This is a genomic window from Pseudarthrobacter sp. B4EP4b (assembly GCF_006680095.1).
Lineage (GTDB): Bacteria > Actinomycetota > Actinomycetes > Actinomycetales > Micrococcaceae > Arthrobacter.
The window spans coordinates 1-20,881 of record NZ_VHIJ01000070.1; the positions used below are offsets into that span (position 1 = coordinate 1).

At 66.5% G+C, this 20,881-nt stretch carries 20 protein-coding genes, 1 tRNA gene and 1 pseudogene; 11 read left to right on the top strand and 11 right to left on the bottom strand.

Annotation, left to right across the window (positions count from 1 at the left end; translation table 11 throughout):
- Positions 1-2,220 (top strand): aminopeptidase N (pepN, locus tag FNL14_RS21225; RefSeq protein WP_142064325.1); only part of this gene is annotated, 2,220 nt, incomplete at its 5' end.
- On the top strand, positions 2,217-2,690 hold the full coding sequence (locus tag FNL14_RS21230) for an OsmC family protein (RefSeq protein ID WP_142064328.1): 474 nt from the start codon (positions 2,217-2,219) through the stop codon (positions 2,688-2,690). The genes pepN and FNL14_RS21230, both read left to right, overlap by 4 nt.
- A 42-nt stretch (positions 2,691-2,732) precedes the next feature.
- On the opposite strand, the gene FNL14_RS21235 is transcribed toward FNL14_RS21230, so the two are convergent.
- Positions 2,733-3,719 (bottom strand): epimerase, encoded by a 987-nt coding sequence (locus tag FNL14_RS21235; RefSeq protein WP_142064331.1) that lies wholly within the window; start codon positions 3,717-3,719, stop codon positions 2,733-2,735.
- A 121-nt stretch (positions 3,720-3,840) separates the two neighbouring features.
- Between FNL14_RS21235 and FNL14_RS21240 the strand changes: the two genes are divergently transcribed.
- Together FNL14_RS21240 and FNL14_RS21245 are read left to right on the top strand one after the other, a co-directional pair.
- The gene (locus tag FNL14_RS21240) at positions 3,841-4,530 is read left to right on the top strand and encodes a mechanosensitive ion channel family protein (RefSeq protein ID WP_091422808.1); all 690 of its coding nucleotides are present in this window, start codon (positions 3,841-3,843) and stop codon (positions 4,528-4,530) included.
- A gap of 2 nt (positions 4,531-4,532) precedes the next feature.
- Positions 4,533-4,982: a globin gene (locus FNL14_RS21245; RefSeq protein WP_142064334.1), complete on the top strand. Its 450-nt coding sequence runs from the start codon at positions 4,533-4,535 to the stop codon at positions 4,980-4,982.
- A 54-nt stretch (positions 4,983-5,036) separates the two neighbouring features.
- On the opposite strand, the gene FNL14_RS21250 is transcribed toward FNL14_RS21245, so the two are convergent.
- The gene (locus tag FNL14_RS21250) at positions 5,037-5,696 is read right to left on the bottom strand and encodes a hypothetical protein (RefSeq protein WP_142064337.1); all 660 of its coding nucleotides are present in this window, start codon (positions 5,694-5,696) and stop codon (positions 5,037-5,039) included.
- A gap of 63 nt (positions 5,697-5,759) precedes the next feature.
- Between FNL14_RS21250 and FNL14_RS21255 the strand changes: the two genes are divergently transcribed.
- Together FNL14_RS21255 and FNL14_RS23880 are read left to right on the top strand one after the other, a co-directional pair.
- Positions 5,760-6,740: an acyl-CoA thioesterase II gene (locus FNL14_RS21255; protein WP_142064340.1), complete on the top strand. Its 981-nt coding sequence runs from the start codon at positions 5,760-5,762 to the stop codon at positions 6,738-6,740.
- Positions 6,741-6,769: 29 nt separating this feature from the next.
- Positions 6,770-6,835: pseudogene (locus tag FNL14_RS23880) on the top strand (hypothetical protein); the annotation flags it as partial.
- 2 nt (positions 6,836-6,837) lie between these two features.
- Here FNL14_RS23880 and ettA read toward each other — a convergent pair.
- The 3 genes from ettA to FNL14_RS21275 form a co-directional block, all read right to left on the bottom strand.
- Complete coding sequence (gene ettA, locus FNL14_RS21265; protein ID WP_142064344.1) at positions 6,838-8,520, bottom strand: energy-dependent translational throttle protein EttA; 1,683 nt, start codon at positions 8,518-8,520, stop codon at positions 6,838-6,840.
- A gap of 52 nt (positions 8,521-8,572) precedes the next feature.
- Positions 8,573-9,073: a hypothetical protein gene (locus FNL14_RS21270; protein ID WP_255470956.1), complete on the bottom strand. Its 501-nt coding sequence runs from the start codon at positions 9,071-9,073 to the stop codon at positions 8,573-8,575.
- Positions 9,074-9,385: 312 nt separating this feature from the next.
- Positions 9,386-9,943 (bottom strand): single-stranded DNA-binding protein, encoded by a 558-nt coding sequence (locus tag FNL14_RS21275; RefSeq protein WP_142064347.1) that lies wholly within the window; start codon positions 9,941-9,943, stop codon positions 9,386-9,388.
- Positions 9,944-10,153: 210 nt separating this feature from the next.
- Here FNL14_RS21275 and FNL14_RS21280 point away from each other — a divergent pair.
- Positions 10,154-10,226 (top strand) — tRNA-Arg (locus FNL14_RS21280).
- A gap of 112 nt (positions 10,227-10,338) precedes the next feature.
- On the opposite strand, the gene FNL14_RS23715 is transcribed toward FNL14_RS21280, so the two are convergent.
- A complete protein-coding gene (locus FNL14_RS23715) occupies positions 10,339-10,461 on the bottom strand; it encodes a hypothetical protein (RefSeq protein WP_255470957.1) in 123 nt (40 codons plus the stop codon).
- A gap of 93 nt (positions 10,462-10,554) precedes the next feature.
- On the bottom strand, positions 10,555-11,784 hold the full coding sequence (locus tag FNL14_RS21285) for an ROK family protein (RefSeq protein WP_142064350.1): 1,230 nt from the start codon (positions 11,782-11,784) through the stop codon (positions 10,555-10,557).
- Positions 11,785-11,916: 132 nt separating this feature from the next.
- Here FNL14_RS21285 and xylA point away from each other — a divergent pair, with 132 nt between their 5' ends.
- Together xylA and xylB are read left to right on the top strand one after the other, a co-directional pair.
- Positions 11,917-13,104 (top strand): xylose isomerase, encoded by a 1,188-nt coding sequence (gene xylA, locus FNL14_RS21290; protein ID WP_142064353.1) that lies wholly within the window; start codon positions 11,917-11,919, stop codon positions 13,102-13,104.
- 2 nt (positions 13,105-13,106) lie between these two features.
- Entirely contained in the window at positions 13,107-14,525 is a 1,419-nt protein-coding gene (gene xylB / locus FNL14_RS21295; RefSeq protein ID WP_142064356.1) for a xylulokinase, read from the top strand.
- Positions 14,526-14,639: 114 nt separating this feature from the next.
- On the opposite strand, the gene FNL14_RS21300 is transcribed toward xylB, so the two are convergent.
- From FNL14_RS21300 to FNL14_RS21310, 3 genes are read right to left on the bottom strand one after another with little or no spacing between them, the layout of a single operon-like run.
- Positions 14,640-15,479, bottom strand: coding sequence for a sugar phosphate isomerase/epimerase (locus tag FNL14_RS21300; protein WP_142064359.1), 840 nt, complete (start codon positions 15,477-15,479; stop codon positions 14,640-14,642).
- Positions 15,476-16,696 (bottom strand): dihydrodipicolinate synthase family protein, encoded by a 1,221-nt coding sequence (locus FNL14_RS21305; RefSeq protein ID WP_142064362.1) that lies wholly within the window; start codon positions 16,694-16,696, stop codon positions 15,476-15,478. The genes FNL14_RS21300 and FNL14_RS21305 overlap by 4 nt, the downstream gene beginning before the upstream one ends.
- Entirely contained in the window at positions 16,696-17,865 is a 1,170-nt protein-coding gene (locus FNL14_RS21310) for a Gfo/Idh/MocA family protein (protein WP_142064365.1), read from the bottom strand. Before FNL14_RS21310 ends, FNL14_RS21305 begins: the two co-directional genes overlap by 1 nt.
- 173 nt (positions 17,866-18,038) lie before the next feature.
- Between FNL14_RS21310 and FNL14_RS21315 the strand changes: the two genes are divergently transcribed.
- Positions 18,039-19,181 carry a LacI family DNA-binding transcriptional regulator gene (locus tag FNL14_RS21315; RefSeq protein WP_142064368.1) on the top strand — a complete coding sequence of 381 codons (1,143 nt, stop codon included), beginning with the start codon at positions 18,039-18,041 and terminating at the stop codon, positions 19,179-19,181.
- Positions 19,178-19,915 carry an alpha/beta hydrolase gene (locus FNL14_RS21320; RefSeq protein ID WP_091422775.1) on the top strand — a complete coding sequence of 246 codons (738 nt, stop codon included), beginning with the start codon at positions 19,178-19,180 and terminating at the stop codon, positions 19,913-19,915. The genes FNL14_RS21315 and FNL14_RS21320 overlap by 4 nt, the downstream gene beginning before the upstream one ends.
- Here FNL14_RS21320 and FNL14_RS21325 read toward each other — a convergent pair whose 3' ends face one another.
- Complete coding sequence (locus FNL14_RS21325; protein ID WP_142064371.1) at positions 19,916-20,818, bottom strand: aldose 1-epimerase family protein; 903 nt, start codon at positions 20,816-20,818, stop codon at positions 19,916-19,918.
- Positions 20,819-20,881 lie beyond the last annotated feature (63 nt).

A 20,881-nucleotide genomic window follows, 5' to 3' on the forward strand; every position in this document is an offset into this window, starting at 1 on the left:
CAGTTCGAAGTTCCCGATTCACGGCGGATGTTCGCCGTGTTCGAGCAGCCTGACCTGAAGGCCACCTTCACTTTTACCGTCACTGCCCCCTCGCACTGGGACGTCATTTCCAACTCCCCCACCCCCGCCCCGGTGGAAACCACACCCGGCGGGGACGGCGGTGCCAGGTCCGTCTGGTCCTTCTCCCCGACTCCGCGGTTGTCCTCCTATGTCACCGCGCTGATCGCGGGCCCGTACCAGTCGGTGCGCAGCGAGGTCACCAGCTCCGACGGGCGGGTCATCCCGCTGGGCGTTTTTGCCCGGAAGTCCCTGATGCAGTACCTGGACGCGGAGAACATTTTTGAGCTGACCCGGCAGGGCTTCGCATTTTTTGAGGCGCAGTTCGGCTGCCCGTACCCGTTCGAGAAATACGACCAGCTGTTCGTGCCGGAGTTCAACGCCGGCGCCATGGAGAACGCCGGCGCGGTGACCATCCTCGAGGGCTACGTTTTCCGCAGCAAGGTCACCGGCGCCCAGATCGAACGGCGTGCCATTACAGTGCTCCACGAGCTCGCCCACATGTGGTTCGGCGACCTGGTGACCATGCGCTGGTGGAACGACCTGTGGCTCAACGAGTCCTTCGCCGAGTACATGTCCCACCTTGCAGCGGTGGAGGCCACCTCGTTCACCAGCGCCTGGACCACCTTCGCCTCGGTGGAGAAGTCCTGGGCCTACCGCCAGGACCAGCTGCCCACCACGCATCCGATCTTCGCCGAAATCAACGACCTCCAGGACGTCGAGGTGAACTTCGACGGCATCACCTACGCGAAGGGCGCGTCCGTGCTCCGCCAGCTGGTGGCATGGGTGGGGCCGGAGCAGTTCATGGCCGGTGTGCGGGAGTACTTTGCCAAGCATTCCTGGCAGAACACCGAGCTGCGGGACCTCCTGGTGGAACTGGAAAAGGCCAGTGGCCGCGACCTCGATGTGTGGGGACGGCAATGGCTTGAAACGGCCGGGGTCAACACCCTCAAACCGGAACTGGAGGTGGACAGCGAGGGCAGGCTCACATCGTTCGCCATTGTGCAATCAGCCGTCGCAGACTGGCCCACCATCCGTCCGCACCGGCTGGCCGTGGGGTTCTACAACCTCAATGGCGACGGGAAGCTGGAGCGGGTGCACCGCGAAGAGCTGGATGTCGACGGCGAACGGACCGAAGTGCCCGCGCTGGCGGGCCTGGCGCAGCCGGACCTCATCCTGGTCAATGATGACGACCTCGCCTACGCCAAAGTGCGGCTGGATGAAAAATCGCTGGCCACCGCCACAGCGCACCTGAAGGACTTCAGCCACAGCCTGCCGCGGACCCTGGTGTGGAACTCCGCCTGGGACGCTGCCCGCGACGGCGAGACCCCGGCGCGGCGGTACGTGGAGTTGATCCTTGCCAACGTGGCGGCCGAGACAGATTCTTCCGTGATCCTGGTCCAGCTCCGCCAGTTGGCCACCACCCTGAACTTCTACGTGGCCGAGGAGCACCGGAAGGCGACGGCTGTGGCTGCCGCGGACAAGCTGTGGGAGCTGGCGTCCGAGGTGCCCGGCGGCTCGGACGCCCAGCTGCAGTTCGTGAAGTCCTTTGCCCTGCTGGCAGGCAGTGAAAGCCAGCTGGACCGGATTGGCGGCCTCCTGGACGGCTCGCTGGTCCTGGACGGGCTGGCTGTTGACCAGGACCTGCGGTGGGAGCTGGTGACGTCCCTCGTGGCAGGCGGCCGGCTGGGCCAGGACGGCATCGATGCCGAGCTGGAGCGGGACAATACCTCCAGCGGACAAAATGCCGCAGCGCAGGCGAAGGCCGCCATCCCAACGCCGGAGGCCAAAGCCGCGGCCTGGGAATCGATCGTGGTCAAGGGCGAGCTGTCCAACGCCCTTCAGGGCTCGGCGGTCAACGGCTTTATGCGGGTCCTGGACCGGTCACTGCTGGAACCGTACGCCGAGAAGTATTTCGAGGCGGTGCCGGGGATCATGGAGACCCGGACGCACGCACTTGCCCAGCAGATCGTCGTCGGGCTCTACCCCTCCCTGCTGACCACGCAGGCCATCGTGGACCGGACGGATGGCTTCCTGGCGTCGCTTCCGCCCGAAAGCGCCGCGCTGCGCCGGCTCATGCTGGAAAACCGCGACGGCGTGGCCCGGGCCTTGCGCGCCCGCGCGGCTGACGTCCTGCCCGGCGAAGCAGTTCCCGCGGTATGAGCCTGCACGAACACCGCTATGCGTTGACTGTCCAATGGACCGGCAACCTGGGCGAGGGGACGTCGTCCTACCGCGGCTACTCGCGCGACCACGACGTGCTCATCGCGGGCCTGCCGGTCCTTAAGGGCTCGGCAGATCCCACCTTCCATGGAGACCGGGAGCGCTACAACCCTGAGCAGCTGCTCCTGGCCGCCCTGGCCCAGTGCCATATGCTCTCCTACCTCCATGTGGCGGTGAAGCACGGTGTGGTGGTGACCGGCTACCGGGACGACGCCACCGGGCTGATGCGCCTGAACCGGGACGGCAGCGGCCAGTTCGAAAGCGTCACGCTGCACCCGCGCGTGACGGTTGCGGACGCGGGCCAGACGGACCTTGCGGCCCGGCTGCACCACGAGGCGAACCAGGTCTGCTTCATCGCCCGGAGCGTGAATTTTCCGGTTCACCACGAGCCCGAGACGGTGGTTGGCTGACCGTACGGTCCGCCGGCCTAGGAGTCTCCTGGCTTAGGCGGCCTACTGCAGGGCGGCGAGCAGGCGCGCCTCCGTTTCCGGTGACAGCCCGGCCCTCCTGGGCCGGTCCAGCCCGCGTTCACGTTCGTCGGCCAACGTGTCCGCCAGCGTCTCCCGCCACGGCCGGAGCAGCAGGCCGGCGTCAACCGCCGCCTGGTTGCTCCGGGCCATAAAGCCTTCGTGCCCCGGCGGGAGCCAGAGCGGCAGCGAGTCCGGGCCGGCCCAGTAGTCCACGCCCTGCTCCGCAAGCCAGGTCCCCGCCGCGGGCACCACCGCGCCGCTGTGACCCGCCGCATGCCGGGCCGCCTCGATGTAGTCGCCGAACCGGATTTGGTCTCCCAGTGCGTTCATTGCACCGGTAATGCCCCGCTTTGCGGCCAGCAGGATCCAGGCGGCGAGGTCCCGGACGTCGATCACCCGCATCGGGGCGTCGTCGATGGCCGGTACCAGAACGGGCTTCATGTCCCGGGCAAAGCGGGCAGGCCAGTAGCCATACCGGTCCGAGCCGTCCCCCGGACCGCCGATCAGGCCGGCACGGCAGAGATGGGCTTTGCCGTCGGCAGCCTGGAGAGTTGCCTCCTCGATGGCAACCTTCGACTCGCCATAGTTCTCCGGCGTGGACGGCGTACCAGGGGCAAGGGCGGGAAGCAGGGCGGCATCCTCCCCGGCACCGGGAACCGAAGCGTCGGCGTACACGGAGCAGCTGGAGACGAACGTCCAGTGCGCGGCCCGGTGCGCGAGGGCGTGCAGAGCTTCCGATGCCGGCACGGGGTCCCGGGCGACCTCGATGACGGCGTCCCAGTCTTCTTTGGCCACGTCCGTGTAGGCGTTCACCCCCAGCGAACGATCGGACTTGAGCCACGCAACACCCTGCGGCGGTGCGGCCACGGATCCGCGGGCCAGACACGTGACATCATCCCCGGCCGCCACAGCCTGGCGGGCGATTTCTGCGGACAGGAAGGCGGTTCCGCCAAGGACAAGAATGCGCATGCCGCCACGCTACGGCGCTAGGGTTGAAGGAGAACAGAGCCTTCCGCGCCGGGCTTAACCGGCGCTCCGGTATCCGCATCCCGGCCGCAGCCGGAGAAACCCCCAGGAGTATTTCCCCCACATGGTCAGTACGTTGTCGATCCTTCCTACCGCCGCCAATGATCCGGACGGTATCAACATCACCGGCATCGTGATCAGCCTCGGCGTGGGCGTCACGGTGTGGCTGGTGGCCACCTTCGTCATTTCCCGCATCACGCGGCAAGTTGCTTCCGGCAGCAGCCTCTTCAAGAAGCCCACCTTCAAATGGGTGGCGCCCGCGTTGCGGGCCCTGGACCACGAACGGCGGGTGCAGCGCGCTGAGACCATCGGATCCCTGCTGAACAGCGTGGTGGGAGTGCTGGTGGTGATCATCACCGGCATGTATGTGCTGCAGAACCTGGACATCAACATCGCCCCGCTGCTTACCAGCGTGGGCATCCTGGGTGTGGCCATCGGCTTCGGTGCCCAGCAGTTGATCCGGGACTTCCTGGCGGGAATTTTTATTACCATTGAAGACCAGTACGGCATCGGCGACGTGATCGAGACCAGTGAGGTTGTTGGTGTGGTGGAGTCCATGGGCCTGCGCATCACCCGGGTACGCTCTGACGACGGCGCCATCTGGTACCTCCGCAACGGTGAGATCCTTCGGGTGGGCAACCGGTCCCAGGGCAACTACGTGCCCCTGCACGAGTCACCGGACGGGACCACGGACCAAGGCAGCGACCACGGCGCCGTCGAGACCAAAAAGACTGACCAGAAAGCCGGAGACTAGCGATGACCATCCCCATCGAACCGCAGCGGCCACGCCAGCTGATGCAGAACGATCCGTTCAGCCAGCCCGGCTACACCGATAACTTCTATGACGCCGTGGGCGGCCACGAAACGTTCGTGAAGCTGATTGATGTCTTTTACGACGGCGTGGCCACGGATCCGCTGCTGCGGCCCATGTACCCCGAAGAGGACCTGGCGCCGGCCAAGCGCCGGTTCCTGATGTTCCTCGAACAGTATTGGGGCGGTCCCACCACATACGGGGAGGAGCGCGGGCATCCCCGGCTGCGCATGCGCCACATGCCGTTCCAAGTGACGCCGGAAGCGAAGGACCGCTGGCTGTTCCACATGCGCAAGGCCGTGGACGCGCTGGAGCTGCCGCCGCTGTACGAGGGCACCCTGTGGGATTACATGGAGCGTGCCGCACTGTCGATGGTGAACAGCCCGGCCGGATAGTGAAGCCCCGGCTGCCCAAACAGAGTTTTTGCGCTTAGAGCAGGGTTCTTGCGCTTAGAGCAGTCCGCTTCCGGTCCGTGCCAGGACGTGCCCGCGCGGACCCGACAGCCGGAACCAGCGCCCCGTACGGTAGAGCTTCTGGTCGCCGTCACCCAGGAAACCAAGGGCCAGGGCGGCGAAGGCGGCCCCTGCCGGCAGCCCGGTCTCGTCGAGTTCCCTGCCCCAGACGGCGGCCCTGGCATTGTTGACGATCAGCGCGCCGGGTTTGTCCGGCACAATCCCTGCCACTTCGGCGATGCCGGCCTCGGCGGCCTTACGCAGGGCGGCGTCGCTTCGCGGGCCCATGAGCTCCCACCCGCTCCTAGGGGCGCCCACCCCGGTCCAGGACTGGGTGACGGTGGACGGCGGAACCGGCAGCTCGACGTCGTCCTCCGCCGCCCTGGCAAGGCGGTCCAGCACTGCGGCCAGGGGAACGGTGACATCCGTTCCGGACGGCTCGGCCAACGCCATGGTGCGCAGCCCCAGGATGGTGGGAGTCGATTCACCCAGCACACGCGGGCGCAGCACGCAGACGTACGCGGCGAGAACGGAACCTGCCGCCTGAAGCCGGATGGCGCCGTCGTCGATTGCTTTTGCCCGCGTGGCGAAGGTCTTCAAATCAGCGAGGTCGCGGGGATCGGCGAAACGGAAGGACGAGGTGAGTAGATCAGACACACCAAGAACACTACCGGCTCGACCTTTGTTGAGCAGTGCCCGGGTGCCGTCTAGAGTCAAACCATGACTGAAGCCGACGCCGGACTCCTGGCGCTCCCCAGCGAAGATCCCACCTTGTCGCTCATCAATCTTCTCGACCTTGGTGAGCTCGAGGGGGCCCGGACAGATGAGGACATCTTCCTTGGCCCGTCGCAGCAGCAGCCCCACCATCGGGTGTTTGGCGGGCAGGTACTGGCACAGTCGCTCATCGCCTCCATCAGGACGGTAGACCCCGACCGTTTTGTGCATTCGATGCACGGCTACTTCCTGCGGCCGGGCGATGCGAACAAGCCGATCACGTTCGGCGTTCAGCGCCTCCGGGACGGCAGGTCCTTTTCGGCCCGCCGCGTCCACGCCTACCAGGAGGGCGTGCCCATCCTGTCGATGATTGCCTCCTTCCAGGGCGAGGACGAAGGAATTGAGCACGAATCCGTGATGCCCAGCGGTATTCCCGATCCCGAGTCGCTGCCCAGCACCGCTGACCTGCTGGGCAAATTCGATCATCCGGTGGCACGGCACTGGGCCTACGAACGGCCGTTCGACATCCGGCACGTTGACCCGCCGCTGTACGTCTCGGCGAAAGGTAAGAGGGAAGCCCGCAACGCCGTGTGGATGAAGACCTTTGGGCCCATGCCGGACAACCCGAACCTGCACCGGGCGGCGCTGGCGTACGCGAGCGACTACACCCTGCTCGAGTCAATCCTGCGCCGGCACGGGCTGAGCTGGATCACGCCGGGGATGAACGTCGCGAGCCTGGACCACGCGATGTGGTGGCACCGGCCCGCACGGGTGGATGAATGGCTGCTCTATGTCCAGGAGTCGCCCAGCGCCCAAGGCGCCCGCGGACTCGCCACCGGGAAGATCTTTAACCAAGCGGGCCAGCACGTGGCGTCCGTGGCGCAGGAAGGGATGGTCCGCGTGCCAACCGACCTGAAGAACAAAGTGGTGGGCGCCTTCCAGTCCAAGGTGATGGAGCACCAGATCCGCAAGGCAGCCAAGGACTAGCTGTATTTTGTTTCCGCCTGCTCCTGTGGGTGGAAACGCCAACAGGCCGGCACCCTTCCGGGGCCGGCCTGTTGCTTTTCGCTGGTGCCGCGGCTTATCAGTCGCGGGTGAGGCGGCGGTGCGTGACGCGGTGCGGTTTGGCCGCATCGGGGCCGAGCCGCTCCACCTTGTTCTCCTCGTAGGATTCGAAGTTGCCCTCGAACCAGTACCACTTGGAGGGGTTCTCCTCGTCACCTTCGTAGGCGAGGATGTGGGTGGCCACCCGGTCCAGGAACCAGCGGTCGTGCGAGACCACCACGGCGCAGCCCGGGAACTCCAGCAGCGCGTTTTCCAGGCTGCTGAGGGTTTCGACGTCGAGGTCGTTGGTGGGCTCATCCAGGAGCAGCAGGTTTCCGCCCTGCTTGAGGGTGAGGGCGAGGTTCAGGCGGTTGCGCTCACCGCCGGAGAGCACGCCGGCCTTCTTCTGCTGGTCCGGGCCCTTGAAGCCGAAGGCGGCGACATAGGCCCGGGACGGCATTTCCACATGGCCAACCTGGATGAAGTCCAGGCCGTCCGAGACAACTTCCCACAGCGTCTTGTTGGGGTCGATGCCCCCGCGGCTCTGGTCAGCGTAGGAAATCTTGACCGAATCGCCGATCTTCAGGTCGCCGCCGTCGAGCGGCTCCAGGCCCACGATCGTCTTGAACAGCGTTGTCTTGCCGACGCCGTTGGGGCCGATGACCCCCACGATGCCGTTGCGGGGCAGGCTGAAGGACAGTCCATCGATCAGGGTCCGGTCTTCGAAGCCCTTCTGCAGGTTCTTGGCTTCGAGGACCAGCCCGCCCAGGCGCGGTCCCGGCGGGATCTGGATCTCTTCGAAGTCCAGCTTGCGGGTCCGGTCTGCTTCGGCAGCCATCTCCTCGTAGCGGGCCAGGCGGGCCTTTGACTTGGTCTGGCGGCCCTTCGCGTTGGACCGCACCCATTCGAGTTCCTCGGAAAGACGCTTGGCCTGCTTGGCGTCCTTCTTGCCCTGGATCTCCAGGCGGGCGCGCTTCTTCTCGAGGTACGTGGAGTAGTTGCCCTCGTACGGGTACAGGTGGCCGCGGTCCACTTCGGCGATCCACTCGGCCACGTGGTCCAGGAAGTACCGGTCGTGGGTGACCGCCAGGACGGCGCCGGCGTAGGAGGAGAGGTGCTGTTCAAGCCACAGCACGCTTTCAGCATCCAAGTGGTTGGTGGGCTCGTCGAGAAGCAACAGGTCAGGCTTCTGCAGGAGCAGCTTGCACAGGGCTACGCGGCGGCGCTCACCTCCGGAGAGGTTGGTGACGTCGGCGTCGGCCGGCGGGCAGCGGAGGGCGTCCATGGCCTGCTCCAGCTGTGAGTCCAGGTCCCAGGCGTCTGCAGCGTCGATGGCTTCCTGCAGGTGCCCCATCTCCTCAAGGAGGGTGTCGTAGTCAGCATCGGGGCTGGCCATTTCCTCCGATATTTCGTTGAAGCGCTGGATCTTGCCGTAGATCTCGCCAACGCCTTCCTGGACGTTGCCCAGGACGGTTTTTTCTTCGTTCAGGGGTGGTTCCTGGAGGAGGATGCCCACGGTGTAGCCAGGGCTGAGCCGGGCCTCACCGTTGGAGGGGGTGTCCAGTCCGGCCATGATCTTCAGGATGGTGGACTTACCGGCACCGTTCGGGCCCACAACACCGATCTTGGCGCCGGGAAAGAAGGACATGCTTACGTCGTCAAGAATGAGTTTTTCGCCAACGGCTTTTCGGGCCTTGGTCATTGTGTAGATAAATTCCGCCATGGTTCCAAATCTAGTGGGTCGGCGGGCATATCTCACATTCGGTGCGGCAAGGTCAGGAGCCTACAAAGCACTTGCCGCTGGCCAGTACGGGCAGGACCGTTACCGTGACGGCACCGTCGCGGACCTGGCCGATGACACAGTCCTTTCCCTGCAGCACTGCCGCTTCGATGGCATCGGCTTCGAGGCCGGTGGGGGTACGGCTTTGCGACACCTGCAATGCTGCCGGCGCGATTCCCGCGCCGGTGAGTGCATCTGTTACCTGGGCAGTGGCCGGTTTGGGCGATCCTGCGGCCAGGCGTCCCAGCGCATCCGTGACGGTCTGTGTCACCGTTGCGGTGGCGGCGGCGTCCGCTGCCGGGGCCGATGGCGCCCCGGAGGTGCCGGCCAGCGGTTCGGCGGAGCCGCTTTCCGTTGCTGCCGGACCAGCACCGGCTGATGCTGCCGCAGTGGATGCTGCCGCGGTTGCCGGCTCGGATAATGCAGGCTGGACCTGGGGCGAACCGCCAACGCAGCCCGACAGACCCGCCAGCAGCGCGGCGGCGGCCGTTGCCACGACCAAACAGCGTGCGGCGGTGGGCCAAACAGCTATGGAAGCGATGGCCGTGCGTGCGGCAGTTGCGGGGGCCGGAGCAGATTGGACTGGAACGGCTGGGGCTAAAGCTGCGGGGGCGGCCGATACTGCACCCGCCGGAGTCTTTTGCCGGTGGTCAGGGGTAAGCCGCATGGTGCCATTCTGCCACGCCTGCAAGAGCCAACTTTCCGCCATGGGCTTCATGACCTTGGCGGACAGGGGTGCAGCCGGGGGGTGCTGCGACCCTGCCCGCCAAGGAACCAAGAGGGCCGAGAGGCGTTGACAAGGGCATCCTCAAACTGGGGAGTCGGCGAGCTCCCCCGTTTCCAGGTTGAGGGCGAGCAGGTCGCCATTGGTGTCCTCAACGTAGGCGGCAGCCGGATCTCCGCCGTCAGCGCCGTCATCGCTGTCTTCGGGTTCGTCGAAAGGGCCTTCCGGGCCGGCCGGCCGGCTGGCGTCAAGGGGTGGCTCCGGTTCCACGAGCGAGAGGAGCGGTTTCTTGGAGGACCGGGTGAAGTTGGCGGTCCCCAACGTGAGGTCATGCCCAACGGCGTCAGCATCGATGGTGTGCGAGTAATAGACCCTGCCGTCCCTCTCCCAGCTGCGGATCCTCAGCGTGCCCACCACGATGACGGGCTGGCCTTTCCGGATGCTGCAGCCCATGTTGCCGGCCAGATGGCGGTAGCCCTGGACCGTGAACCAGTTGGTGTGGCCATCCACCCATTGGCCGTCCTTGTCACGCCGACGCGAGTTCGAAGCGATCCGGAATTCGGCGGTGGCCACTCCCCCCGGTGTTGTGCCGCTGGTGATGTCGGTGGCAACAAAGCCTTTGATGGTTATGGTGTCGTTCATCTCTATGTCCTGTCTCCATGTGGTTCTGCCTAGCAGGCAAGACCAGCATGGCCCTGGCGCAATCTGCCGGGGAGGCAGGAGTTTGCCTATGTGCAAAACCCGGCCCGCGGCTGCCTGTGGAGGATCAGTGGGTGCCACGCACATCAATGACGGCGCCCGGACGGCGGGCAATGTAAACTTTTTGAGGCGCCGGAATTCATCTCCGGAACTGCCTCAGTAGCTCAGGGGATAGAGCAGCGGCCTTCTAATCCGCCGGTCGGGGGTTCGATTCCCTCCTGGGGCACAAAAAAGAGCGGCCCTGACCAGTGGAAAAGCTGATCAGGGCCGTCTTTAATTTTGCAGTCGGCTCAGCCGACCATGTACCGCCGGAACCATGTCCGGATGCGGTGGTGGACTCAATCCTGTTGAGTGGCAGGTTCGTCCCCATCTTCGTCGCCCGGGTCGTCGTGGACCTTTCTCGGGATCTTGCCCTCAACGTCGGCGGGAACAGGCGGATCCTTCTCATCATCAGCAGACATGGCGCCAAGTCTAGAGGCCAGGGACACAAGCCAACATCTTCAAACGGCGGGGACAGCACCCGCAGGTGATGGTGCAACCGCGGGTTGCGGGCTCTACGACTGCAGCCGGTGCGGCGCTTCCACCAGGGAACGGACCACGCTGCCGGCGGCACCCAGCAGTGCGCCGCCCTCTTCCACGGCTGCGATGGTGATGTGCTCCGGAAAAACCTTGCCGGGCGCGTACCGTGCCAGGCTTTCGGCCAGGGAAGGGCGCAGCCACCGTTCCAGGACAGCGAAGTGCCCGCCGAGCACCACCGCCCCGATGTTCAGCACACGGGCTGTGGATGCCACCGCCACCCCCAGTGACGTCCCGGCACGCTCAACGGCCCGCAGTGCGCCCGGCTGATCCTCCGCGAGCGCGGCCACCAGCGCGGACATGCTCTCCGACCTGGACCTCCCTTTGCCGGCGATACCGGCAGCCGCGAAGATCGCGTCCTGCCCGGCAACAGTCTCCAGGCAGCCCGTGCCTCCACAGGAGCAGCGGCTGCCTGCGGGGTCCACCACAACATGGCCCACTTCCCCGGCGTGCCCTTCCGGACCCGTAAAGAGCTCCGATCTGATGACCAGTCCGCCGCCGACCCCCACCTCACCGGACACGTACAGGAAGTCGTGCCGGCCGGCGGGTCCGCGCGCCAGTTCCGCAAGGGCAGCAGCATTGGCCTCATTAAAGAGGGTTATACCCAACGGCAGGCCGGGCAGCAGCCGGTCAAGATCGAGTTCTACGTCCAGCCAGCCGAGGTTGGGGGCGGCAAGGACAGTGGCGCTGCCGGCATCCACAAGCCCGGGAACGGCCAGTCCTCCACCCAGGACTTCCACGCCCTTGCCGAGGGCAGCCGTCCGCACCTCCACCGCAAGGGCGGCCAAGGCCGCCAGGACTGGCGCGCTTTCACTCCCACGGTTATCCCGCTCGCGGATCTCCTGCACCACCACCGCTCCGGACAAGTCCGTGACGCCGGCGGCAATGTAGTCGACATTAATTTCCATGCCAATCACCCCGCGCGCCGGATTCAACTCCAGGCCTACTCCGGGCCGGCCGCGCTCCCCCTGGGGATTAAGCCCTATTTCCCGCAGGATCCCGGTCTCGAGAAGATCCAGGACGATGCTCGATACCGAAGCCTTGGTAAGCCCCGTGGACGCGGCAATCTGCGCCCGCGTCAGGTGGGAGCCGGATGGAGCCTGCGCAACCCTGCCCATAACCAGGGCGAGGTTGCTCCTGCGGACGTCGCCCATGTTTCCTGGCGATCCGGCATCGGGCAGGGCAGGTGCTGGTGCCGTGTTCGCCATGGCGGCCTCCTTAGATAAGCCGGGCCGTCCCAACATGCCCTTGGCTATTGACCCCAACGTAATCACAATTATATAGTTCAAGCGATAAACTAACTCGCTCCGCAAGGGGCACACTGACTGCAAGGACGCATCATGACTCTCTCCCCCACCCCCGCTGACAAATTCACTTTTGGTCTCTGGACCGTGGGCTGGACCGGTGCGGACCCGTTCGGTGTCGCAACCCGCGCCGCCCTTGATCCGGTGGAAGCGGTACACCGGCTGGCCGAGCTCGGCGCCTACGGCATCACCTTCCACGACAATGACTTGGTCCCCTTTGACGCGACGGCTTCCGAGCGGGAGCTGATCCTGAAGAACTTCAAAGCAGCACTGGCCGAGACGGGTCTGAAGGTGCCCATGGTGACCACCAACCTCTTCAGCCACCCCGTCTTCAAGGACGGCGGCTTCACCTCCAACGACCGCTCCATCCGCCGCTTTGCCCTGTCAAAGGTGCTGCGCAACATCGATTCCGCCGCCGAGTTCGGCGCCGAGACGTTTGTGATGTGGGGCGGGCGTGAGGGCAGCGAGTACGACGGCTCGAAGGACCTCGCCGCGGCGCTGGACCGGATGAAGGAAGGCGTGGACACGGCCGCCGCGTACATCAAGGACAAGGGCTACAACCTGCGCATCGCGCTGGAGCCAAAGCCGAACGAACCCCGCGGCGACATCTTCCTGCCCACCGTGGGCCACGGCCTGGCGTTCATCGCCCAGCTCGAACACGGCGACATCGTGGGCCTGAACCCCGAGACCGGGCACGAGCAGATGGCCGGGCTGAACTTCACCCACGGCATCGCCCAGGCCCTCTGGGCCGGCAAGCTCTTCCACATCGACCTCAACGGCCAGCGCGGCATCAAGTACGACCAGGACCTGGTCTTCGGCCACGGCGACCTCACCAGCGCATTCTTCACTGTGGACCTGCTCGAAAACGGCTTCCCCAACGGCGGCCCCCGCTACGAGGGCCCCCGCCACTTCGACTACAAGCCCTCCCGCACCGACGGCTACGACGGCGTCTGGGAATCAGCCAAAGCCAACATGGCCACCTACCTGCTCCTGAAGGAACGCGCCCTGGCCTTCCGCGCGGACCCCGAAGTTCAGGCCGCCCTCGCCGCCTCCGGCGTCGGCGAACTCGCAGAACCCACGCTGGCCGCCGGCGAGACCACCGCCGACCTGCTCAACGACGCCGGAGCGTTCGAGGACTTCGACGCCGACAAGGCTGCCGAACGCTCCTTCGCGTTCGTCCGCCTCAACCAGCTCGCCATCGAACACCTCCTCAACGCCCGCTGACCATGGCGCTGGTAGCAGGGATCGACAGCTCTACCCAGTCCTGCAAAGTGGTGATCCGCGATGCGGACACCGGAGCACTGGTCCGCCAAGGCAGGGCCAGCCATCCGGACGGTTCGGAGATCCATCCCGACCATTGGTGGGATGCACTGCAGGAAGCACTGCAACAGGCCGGCGGGCTGGCCGACGTTGCAGCTGTCTCGGTGGGCGGGCAGCAGCATGGCATGGTGTGCCTCGACAGCGATGGCCGGGTGATCCGTCCGGCACTGCTGTGGAACGACACCCGCAGTGCCGGCGCCGCCCAGGAGCTGATCAGGACCGCGGGCGACGGCGCTAGTGCTGCCGGCGCCCGCTACTGGGCCGGTGCCACGGGCACTGTCCCGGTGGCCTCGCTGACGCTGACCAAGCTGCACTGGCTGGCCGCACATGAGCCGGAGAACGCCGCGGAGGTGGCGGCCGTCTGCCTCCCGCACGACTGGCTGACGTGGCGGCTGATGGGCCATGGCCCCGGCAGCGGTCCGGAAAACCTTGACGCCCTGGCGACGGACCGTTCGGACGCTTCGGGCACCGGCTATTTTTCGACGGCGGCCGGCCGGTACCTGCCCGAGGTGCTGGAGGCATCGCTGGGCCATGTGCCGCTGCTGCCTGAGGTGCTGGGTCCCCTGGACGTCGCCGGCAAGACCCCCGATGGCGCCCTCCTGGCCGCCGGCGCCGGCGACAATGCGGCAGCAGCGCTGGGAGTGGGTGCCGGCGTCGGGGATGTGGTGATGTCCCTGGGCACCTCTGGGACGGTCTTTGCCGTCTCGGACACCCCCGCAGCCGATCAGTCGGGGCTGGTGGCAGGGTTCGCCGATGCTTCCGGGCACTACCTGCCACTGGTGTGCACCCTCAATGCCACGCGCGTTTTCGATGCCACGGCGGCCCTGCTGGACGTCAGTATCGAGGAGTTCAACGAGCTGGCGCTGAGTGCCGAGCCAGGGGCCGCGGGCCTCACGCTCGTGCCCTATTTGGACGGCGAACGCACGCCCAACCTGCCGGAGGCCACCGGTTCCCTGCATGGCATCACCCGCGCCAACTACACGCCGGCTAACCTGGCGCGTGCCGCCGTCGAAGGCGTAGTCTGCTCGCTCGCAGACGGCCTGGCCGCCCTGCAGGAGCAGGGAGTCCAGGCCCGGCGCATCGTCCTGGTGGGTGGCGGGGCGCAGTCCACTGCGGTCCAGTCTGCGGCGGCGCAGCTGCTGGGAGTCAAGGTCACTGTGCCACGGCCGGGCGAATACGTGGCCGACGGCGCAGCCCGCCAGGCTGCCGCGGCACTCACCGGACAATTTCCGCAGTGGGCCCTGGACGCCGTCGACCTTCCTGCCGGGCAGGACGACGGCGGGGTGCTGGCCAGGTACCGGCGGTGCGCTTCGATGTACGCCTGACCGTTGCCATGCAAAAGGACCGGACCGCGAGCGCGGTCCGGTCCTTTTTGGTGGGGCTCAGGCTCCTGCCTGCCATGTTGGGAAGCGTGGCAGGAGCCCGAGGTCTTTATCAGGTCAGGCGTACGGGAGCACAAGCTCGGCGTAGCGCTCCTTGACTGTGGCCAGGACAGTGTTGCCGTCCGTGTCCCAGATGTCCTGATTGAAGATTTCTACTTCGATGTCCCCGGTGTACCCGGCTTCACGCACCCAGGTGCCGATAGTGGCAAAGTCCACCACGCCGTCGCCCATGTAGCCGCGGGACAGCAGCGGATCGGCCGCAATGGGCATGTTGAAGTCGCACACCTGGTAGCTGGCGATGCGGTTTTCCCGCCCGGCGCGCTCGATCTGCGCCTTGAGTTCGGGATCCCACCAGACATGGAAGGTATCGACGGCGACGCCCACTGTGGATGAGTCGAACGGAGCTGCAAGGTCCAGAGCCTGCCCCAGGGTGGAGATCAGGGCACGGTCCGCGGCGTACATCGGGTGCAGCGGCTCCAGGACCAGGCGGACGCCGTGTTCCTCGGCGAAAGGAACCAGGTCGGCGAGGCGGTCTGCGACGCGCCGGCGTGCCGCCACCACGTCCTTCTCCCCCGGCGCCAGGCCGCCCACCACCAGGAACAGTTCCTTGGTGTCCAGGGCAACGGCCTCCAGGATGGCGGCGCGGTTGTCAGCGAGTGCGGCGGCCTGCCCTTCAGCGTCGGGTGCAGTGAGGAACCCGCCGCGGCACAGGGATGAAACGCGGAGTCCGGCGTCCTTGATCAGGCGGGCGGCCTTGTCCAGGCCGGCTTCCTCCACCCGGTCCCGCCAGGGACCGATCGTGGGGATGCCGGCGTTGACGCAGCCGTCAACCACCTGGGCGAGGGTCCATTTCTTCGTGGTGGCGCTGTTGATGGAGAGGCGCGAGAAGTCGCTCACACGCCCACCCCGTTGATCCGCAGGTAATCGGACATCCGGAAGGCAGCCAGAGCCGGGTCCCGCAGCAGGCCGGCCTGGTCCGCCAGTTCGAAGGTCTTGGCCAGGTGGCAGACCGATCGGCCGGAGTGCAGGCCGCCCACCATCTGGAAGCCGGGCTGCTTGCCGTTGAGCCAGGACATAAAGGCGATCCCGGTCTTGTAGTAGAACGTGGGGGCGCTGAAGATGTGCTTGCCCAGTTCCCGGGTGGAGTCCAGGATTTCCCGCGCCTTGGCCGGGTTGCCGGCGTCGTAGTTCTGCAGTGCCACCGAAGCGGCGGGGTAAATTGCCGCGAAGATGCCCAGCAGGGCGTCGGAGTGGTGGCTGCCGTCGCCGTCGCCGTCGATCAGTTCGGGATAGTTGAAGTCGTCCCCGGTGTAGAGGCGGACGCCTTCGGGAAGGGCCGCGCGCAGGGCAACCTCGTGGTTGGCATCCAGCAGCGAGACCTTGACGCCGTCCACCTTGGCCGCGTTGTCCTTGATGAGGCCCAGGAACGTTTCGGTGGCCGTTGCGACGTGGTCCGAACCCCAGTAGCCGGCGAGGGCGGGATCGAACATGGTGCCCAGCCAGTGGAGGATCACCGGCTGGTCCACTTCCTGCAACAGGGTGGAGTAGACCTGCAGGTAGTCTTCCGGGCCGCGGGCAACCTTGGCCAGGGCGCGCGAGGCCATGATGATGACCTTCGGACCGGCTTCGGTGATGACGGCGATCTGCTCACGGTATGCCTCGAGGACCGCTTTGAGGCCGGCCTCTCCAACGGGCAGGGAGTCGATGTCCAGCTGGTCTGTGCCCGCGCCGCAGGATACGAGGTCGCGGACCGACTTGCCGGCCGTGGCTGCGTTGCCGGACGAAACCACCGAAGCGGCCTCTACTCCGGTGCGCTTGATGAGCTGCTGGGTGGCTGCCCAGTCGAGGCCCATCCCGCGCTGGGCGGTGTCCATGGCATCGGCAACGCCGAGTCCGTAGGACCACAGTTCGTGGCGGTAGGCCATGGTGGCATCCCAGTCGAGGCGGGCGGGGGCACCGGGGGTGTTGTCCGCCAGGACCTCGGGGATCACGTGGGCTGCGGCGTAAGCGCGGCGGGCGGTCAGCGGGGCGGCCGGGCGCGCCCAGGTGGTGCCGCCCTGCAGGCGGTACTCCATGGTGCCGCCGTCGTGGGAGGGAAGGATGAGTGAGGTCATTAGAGGGTGATCTCCGGGATGTCGATGGTGCGGCGTTCGTCGTTGGACTGCAGGCCAAGCTCGGCGAGCTGGACGCCGCGGGCTGCGGAGAGGAGGCCGAAGCGGTGCTCGCGGCCGGCCACGACGTCACGGAGGAACTCTTCCCACTGCAGCTTGAAGCCGTTGTCCAGCTCAGCGTTGGCCGGCACTTCCTGCCACTGGTCGCGGAAGGACTCGGTGACCGGAAGGTCCGGGTTCCAGACCGGCTTGGGGGTGTGGGCGCGCTGCTGGGCGACGCACTTGTTCAGGCCGGCGACGGCGGAGCCGTGCGTGCCGTCCACCTGGAATTCCACGAGTTCGTCACGGTAGACGCGGACGGCCCAGGAGGAGTTGATCTGGCCGACGACGTCGTCGCCGCCGGGGGTCTCAAGCTCGAAGATGCCGTAGGAGGCGTCGTCGGCCGTGGCCTTGTACTCCTTGCCGGCTTCGTCCCAGCGGGCAGGGATGTGGGTGGCGGTCTTGGCGTTGACGCTCTTGACCTTGCCGATGATGCCTTCGAGGACGTAGTTCCAGTGGCAGAACATGTCCGTGGTCATTCCGCCGCCGTCTTCCTTGCGGTAGTTCCAGGACGGGCGCTGGGCAGCCTGGATGTCGCCTTCGAAGACCCAGTAGCCGAATTCGCCGCGGATGGAGAGGATGCGGCCGAAGAAGCCTTCGTCCACTAGGCGGCGGAGCTTGACCAGGCCCGGCAGGTAGAGCTTGTCGTGGACAACGCCGGCGGTGACGCCGGCTTCCTTGCCGATCCGGGCCAGCTCAATGGCTTCCTCAAGGGTCTCGGCGGTGGGCTTCTCGGTGAAGATGTGCTTGCCGGCCTGCATTGCCTTCTTCAGGGTGGCGGCGCGGAGGCTGGTCATGGAGGCGTCGAAAACGACGTCGACCGTGGGGTCGTTGATCACCGCATCCAGGTCGGTGCTCCACTCCGAGACCTTGTGCTTTTCGGCCAGTTCCCGGATCTTGGCTTCGTTGCGGCCCACCAGGATGGGCTCAACCTGGATGCGGGTGCCGTCCTCCAGGGTGAAGCCGCCGGCGTCCCGGATGGGAAGAATGGAACGCAGCAGGTGCTGGCGGTAACCCATCCGGCCGGTGATGCCGTTCATGGCGATGCGGATTGTTTTTGTCTCGAAGCCCATAAGTCCTCCACGGTGAGTGAGCAGTTCTACTCAAGCTAAATCGGGAAAGCGCATTCCCATTGCTCCAATGATGCACCCGGCACGACGTATTGGCAAGCGCTTTCCAGCAACAGCTTAAAACTGCCATAATGTGGTTACGCTGGATGACCCTACAAAGCCGATCAGGAGACGCTGTGGCTGCAAGTACCCTTACCGAGGTGGCGCGGCTGGCAGGGGTATCACCGGCCACTGCCAGCCGGGTCCTCAATGGTTCCGCCCGCAAGCCGGGACAGGACATCGCGGACCGCGTCCGCCAGGCCGCGGACTCGCTCGGCTACATCCCCAACGCCCAGGCCCAGGGCCTCGCGAAGTCCAGTTCGGGACTGATCGGCCTGATCGTCCACGACATCGCCGACCCCTACTTCGCCGCCATCGCCAGGGGTGTGCAGGAGGCGGCCCGCGAGCAGCGCAAGATGGTGCTGCTGGCCACCACCGGCGGCGCCCCGGCGGAGGAAAGGGAAGCCGTGGCCGCTTTCGCCGCACGCCGCGCTGATTCGATCGTGATCGCCGGCTCCCGCTCTTCGCAGCCGGAAAACCAGGAAGGCAACGCTGAACTGGCGGCTGAACTGGACCGGTACTGCCGCAATGGCGGCCGGGTAGCGGTGGTGGGCCACCCTGTGGTCGGCGCGACAGCTCCGGAGGGCTACCACGTTGTGGCCGTGCCCAACCAGGAACTCGCAGCGGCATTGGCGGGAAAACTCGCTTCCGGCCAGGATGGTGATTTTGTGATCATCGGCGGTCCGGATGGGCTCTTCACGTCCGACGACCGGATCCGCGGGTTCCAGGAGGGCCTGGCAGCCGCCGGACGCAAACCCGCCGAAGTCCTTCGCACGGCCTTCAACCGCGCGGGCGGCTACGAGGCCGGCCTCAAGCTCGCTGACATGATCAAGGCCCGGCAGGCAGAGTCCCGGCAGGCGGACTCCGGGGAGGAAGCCGGGCGCGGGAAGCTGTGCATTTTCGCCGTCAATGACGTCATGGCCATCGGTGCGGCCGCAGCCCTCCGTGAACAGGGGCTGCGGATTCCGCGGGACGCCACCATCGCAGGCTTCGACGACATCGAAACACTCCGGGACTTCCGCCCCGCCCTCTCCACGGTGCGCCTGCCGCTGGAAGAAATCGGGCGCCTGGCAACCCGTGCCACGGCTCCCGGCGGAGCCAGTGCCCGCGAGCCCGGCGAGAACGGTTCCGGTTCAACTGAGGCAGGGCCCGACGGCGGGCGGCAGCAGCCCATTACCGGTGAGGTCACGCTCCGGCGCAGCACGGAAACGGCAGCCTGACCGTGGCGTTGCAATTGACGGCGGTGCCGTCCCGCGCGGGCTCGGGAGAGCGTCCCGCCGTCCTGGTGCTTCCCGGCGGCGGCTATGGCCGCCAGGCAGACCATGAGGCCGAGCCCGTGGCCGAATGGCTGGCCGGACTGGGCATTCACGGTTTCGTCCTGCGCTACCGGGTTGCTCCGGACCGGCACCCCGCACCGCTGGAGGATGCAAAGCAGGCCATGCTCCAGATCCGCGGCGGTGCGCACGGCCTGGCGGTGGATCCCCGGCGCGTGGGCGTCCTCGGGTTTTCCGCGGGTGGGCACCTTGCGGCGACGCTTTCCACGGCTGTGGCCACCGGCAGCGCTGACTTGGACGTTCCGTCGGCAGTCCCGGATCTGACGGTGCTCTGCTATCCGGTGGTGTCTTATACCCGGGCGGTGCACCAGGGTTCCGTGGACAACCTTCTTGGCGGGTCGCCGTCGGCGGATCTCCTTGCCGAACTGTCCGCCGAGCAGCAGGTGACAGCTGCAACGCCGCCCGCGTTCGTCTGGCATACGGCCGATGATGCCGCAGTGCCCGTCAGCCACAGCCTGGACTACACCGCGGCCCTGCTCAACGCAGGCGTGCCCGCGGAACTCCACGTCTTCCCCGAGGGCCGCCACGGGCTGGGCCTGGCGGACGGGCAAGCCGGCGCAGACCAGTGGCCGGCCCTCTGTGCCGGCTGGCTGGACCGCGCAGGCTGGACGGTTTCCTAGCTAGCCAAGGGCGCGGATGGTCCATTCAGCACAGTGCGCCTGGCCGGGCTGCAGATGGACCACGTCGGTTCCTGAGTTGAAAGCGTCCGGCGGGCAGGTCATCGGCTCAACTGCCAGGCCCAGGCGGTCCGGTCCCACCGGCTTGTCAGCCGTGTGGATCTGGACCCAGGGCCACTCGGCGCCCCATTCCAGCTCGACGCCGGTTCCTGCGGGATCCTGGACGCGGACGCGTGCGCGCCCGTCAGCCCCGCGGTTGATGCCGGTAAAAGCATGGTCGATCTTGACCGGCCCCAGGCGGCGGGCGGCCCTGAAGTCGAACTCGTGCCCGTCGACGCTGCGCATCCCGACCGGAAGCAACCGGTCCTGGGTCACTTCAAGGAAATCGGCGGCGGGCAGCTCCAGCGACCATTCGTCGAGTCCCGACGGGCCCGCCACCAGGTAGGGGTGCGGACAGACACCGTACGGCGCCGGTACGCCGCCGATGTTTGCCGCCCGCACAGTGCTGACCAGCCCGTCCTCAGTCAACCTATAGGCAACGGAAAGGTCCAGCTCCCCGGGATATGCCTCGCCCGCGGCCACCCGGCAATCCAGCACCACCTCGTCCGGGGAAGGTTGCCGCACGATCCAGAGGCGGCCTGTTGCCAGACCCTGCAGGGCTGAACCCCGTTCAGGTTCATTGATGGCTGCCTCGAATGTCCGGCCGGCGTAGGTGTAGGTGCCGTCCGCAAGGCGGTTGGGCCACGGAGCGCAAATGACGCCGCGGTCGTCGGGAATCGTTCCGTCAGCGCCAAAGGCCACCACCAGGTCCCTCCCCTTTTGGCGGAGTTCCCGGAGGGCTCCTCCCCTCGCGGTGATCACCGCAGTGTAGTCGCCGGCGGCGATGCTGTACTCGGTGCCCGGCATGGGAGTCCTCCATCGATTATTCGCCTGTGTTAGCGCTAAACATCGTATCGCCAAAGTCGCCGC

Coding starts and splice junctions, on each gene's coding strand:
- FNL14_RS21230 (WP_142064328.1), top strand. CDS start 2,217: ATGAGCCTGCACGAACACCGCTATGCGTTGACTGTCCAATGGACCGGC.
- FNL14_RS21235 (WP_142064331.1), bottom strand. CDS start 3,719: ATGCGCATTCTTGTCCTTGGCGGAACCGCCTTCCTGTCCGCAGAAATC.
- FNL14_RS21240 (WP_091422808.1), top strand. CDS start 3,841: ATGGTCAGTACGTTGTCGATCCTTCCTACCGCCGCCAATGATCCGGAC.
- FNL14_RS21245 (WP_142064334.1), top strand. CDS start 4,533: ATGACCATCCCCATCGAACCGCAGCGGCCACGCCAGCTGATGCAGAAC.
- FNL14_RS21255 (WP_142064340.1), top strand. CDS start 5,760: ATGACTGAAGCCGACGCCGGACTCCTGGCGCTCCCCAGCGAAGATCCC.
- ettA (WP_142064344.1), bottom strand. CDS start 8,520: ATGGCGGAATTTATCTACACAATGACCAAGGCCCGAAAAGCCGTTGGC.
- FNL14_RS21275 (WP_142064347.1), bottom strand. CDS start 9,943: ATGAACGACACCATAACCATCAAAGGCTTTGTTGCCACCGACATCACC.
- FNL14_RS23715 (WP_255470957.1), bottom strand. CDS start 10,461: ATGTCTGCTGATGATGAGAAGGATCCGCCTGTTCCCGCCGACGTTGAG.
- FNL14_RS21285 (WP_142064350.1), bottom strand. CDS start 11,784: ATGGCGAACACGGCACCAGCACCTGCCCTGCCCGATGCCGGATCGCCA.
- xylA (WP_142064353.1), top strand. CDS start 11,917: ATGACTCTCTCCCCCACCCCCGCTGACAAATTCACTTTTGGTCTCTGG.
- xylB (WP_142064356.1), top strand. CDS start 13,107: ATGGCGCTGGTAGCAGGGATCGACAGCTCTACCCAGTCCTGCAAAGTG.
- FNL14_RS21305 (WP_142064362.1), bottom strand. CDS start 16,696: ATGACCTCACTCATCCTTCCCTCCCACGACGGCGGCACCATGGAGTAC.
- FNL14_RS21310 (WP_142064365.1), bottom strand. CDS start 17,865: ATGGGCTTCGAGACAAAAACAATCCGCATCGCCATGAACGGCATCACC.
- FNL14_RS21325 (WP_142064371.1), bottom strand. CDS start 20,818: ATGCCGGGCACCGAGTACAGCATCGCCGCCGGCGACTACACTGCGGTG.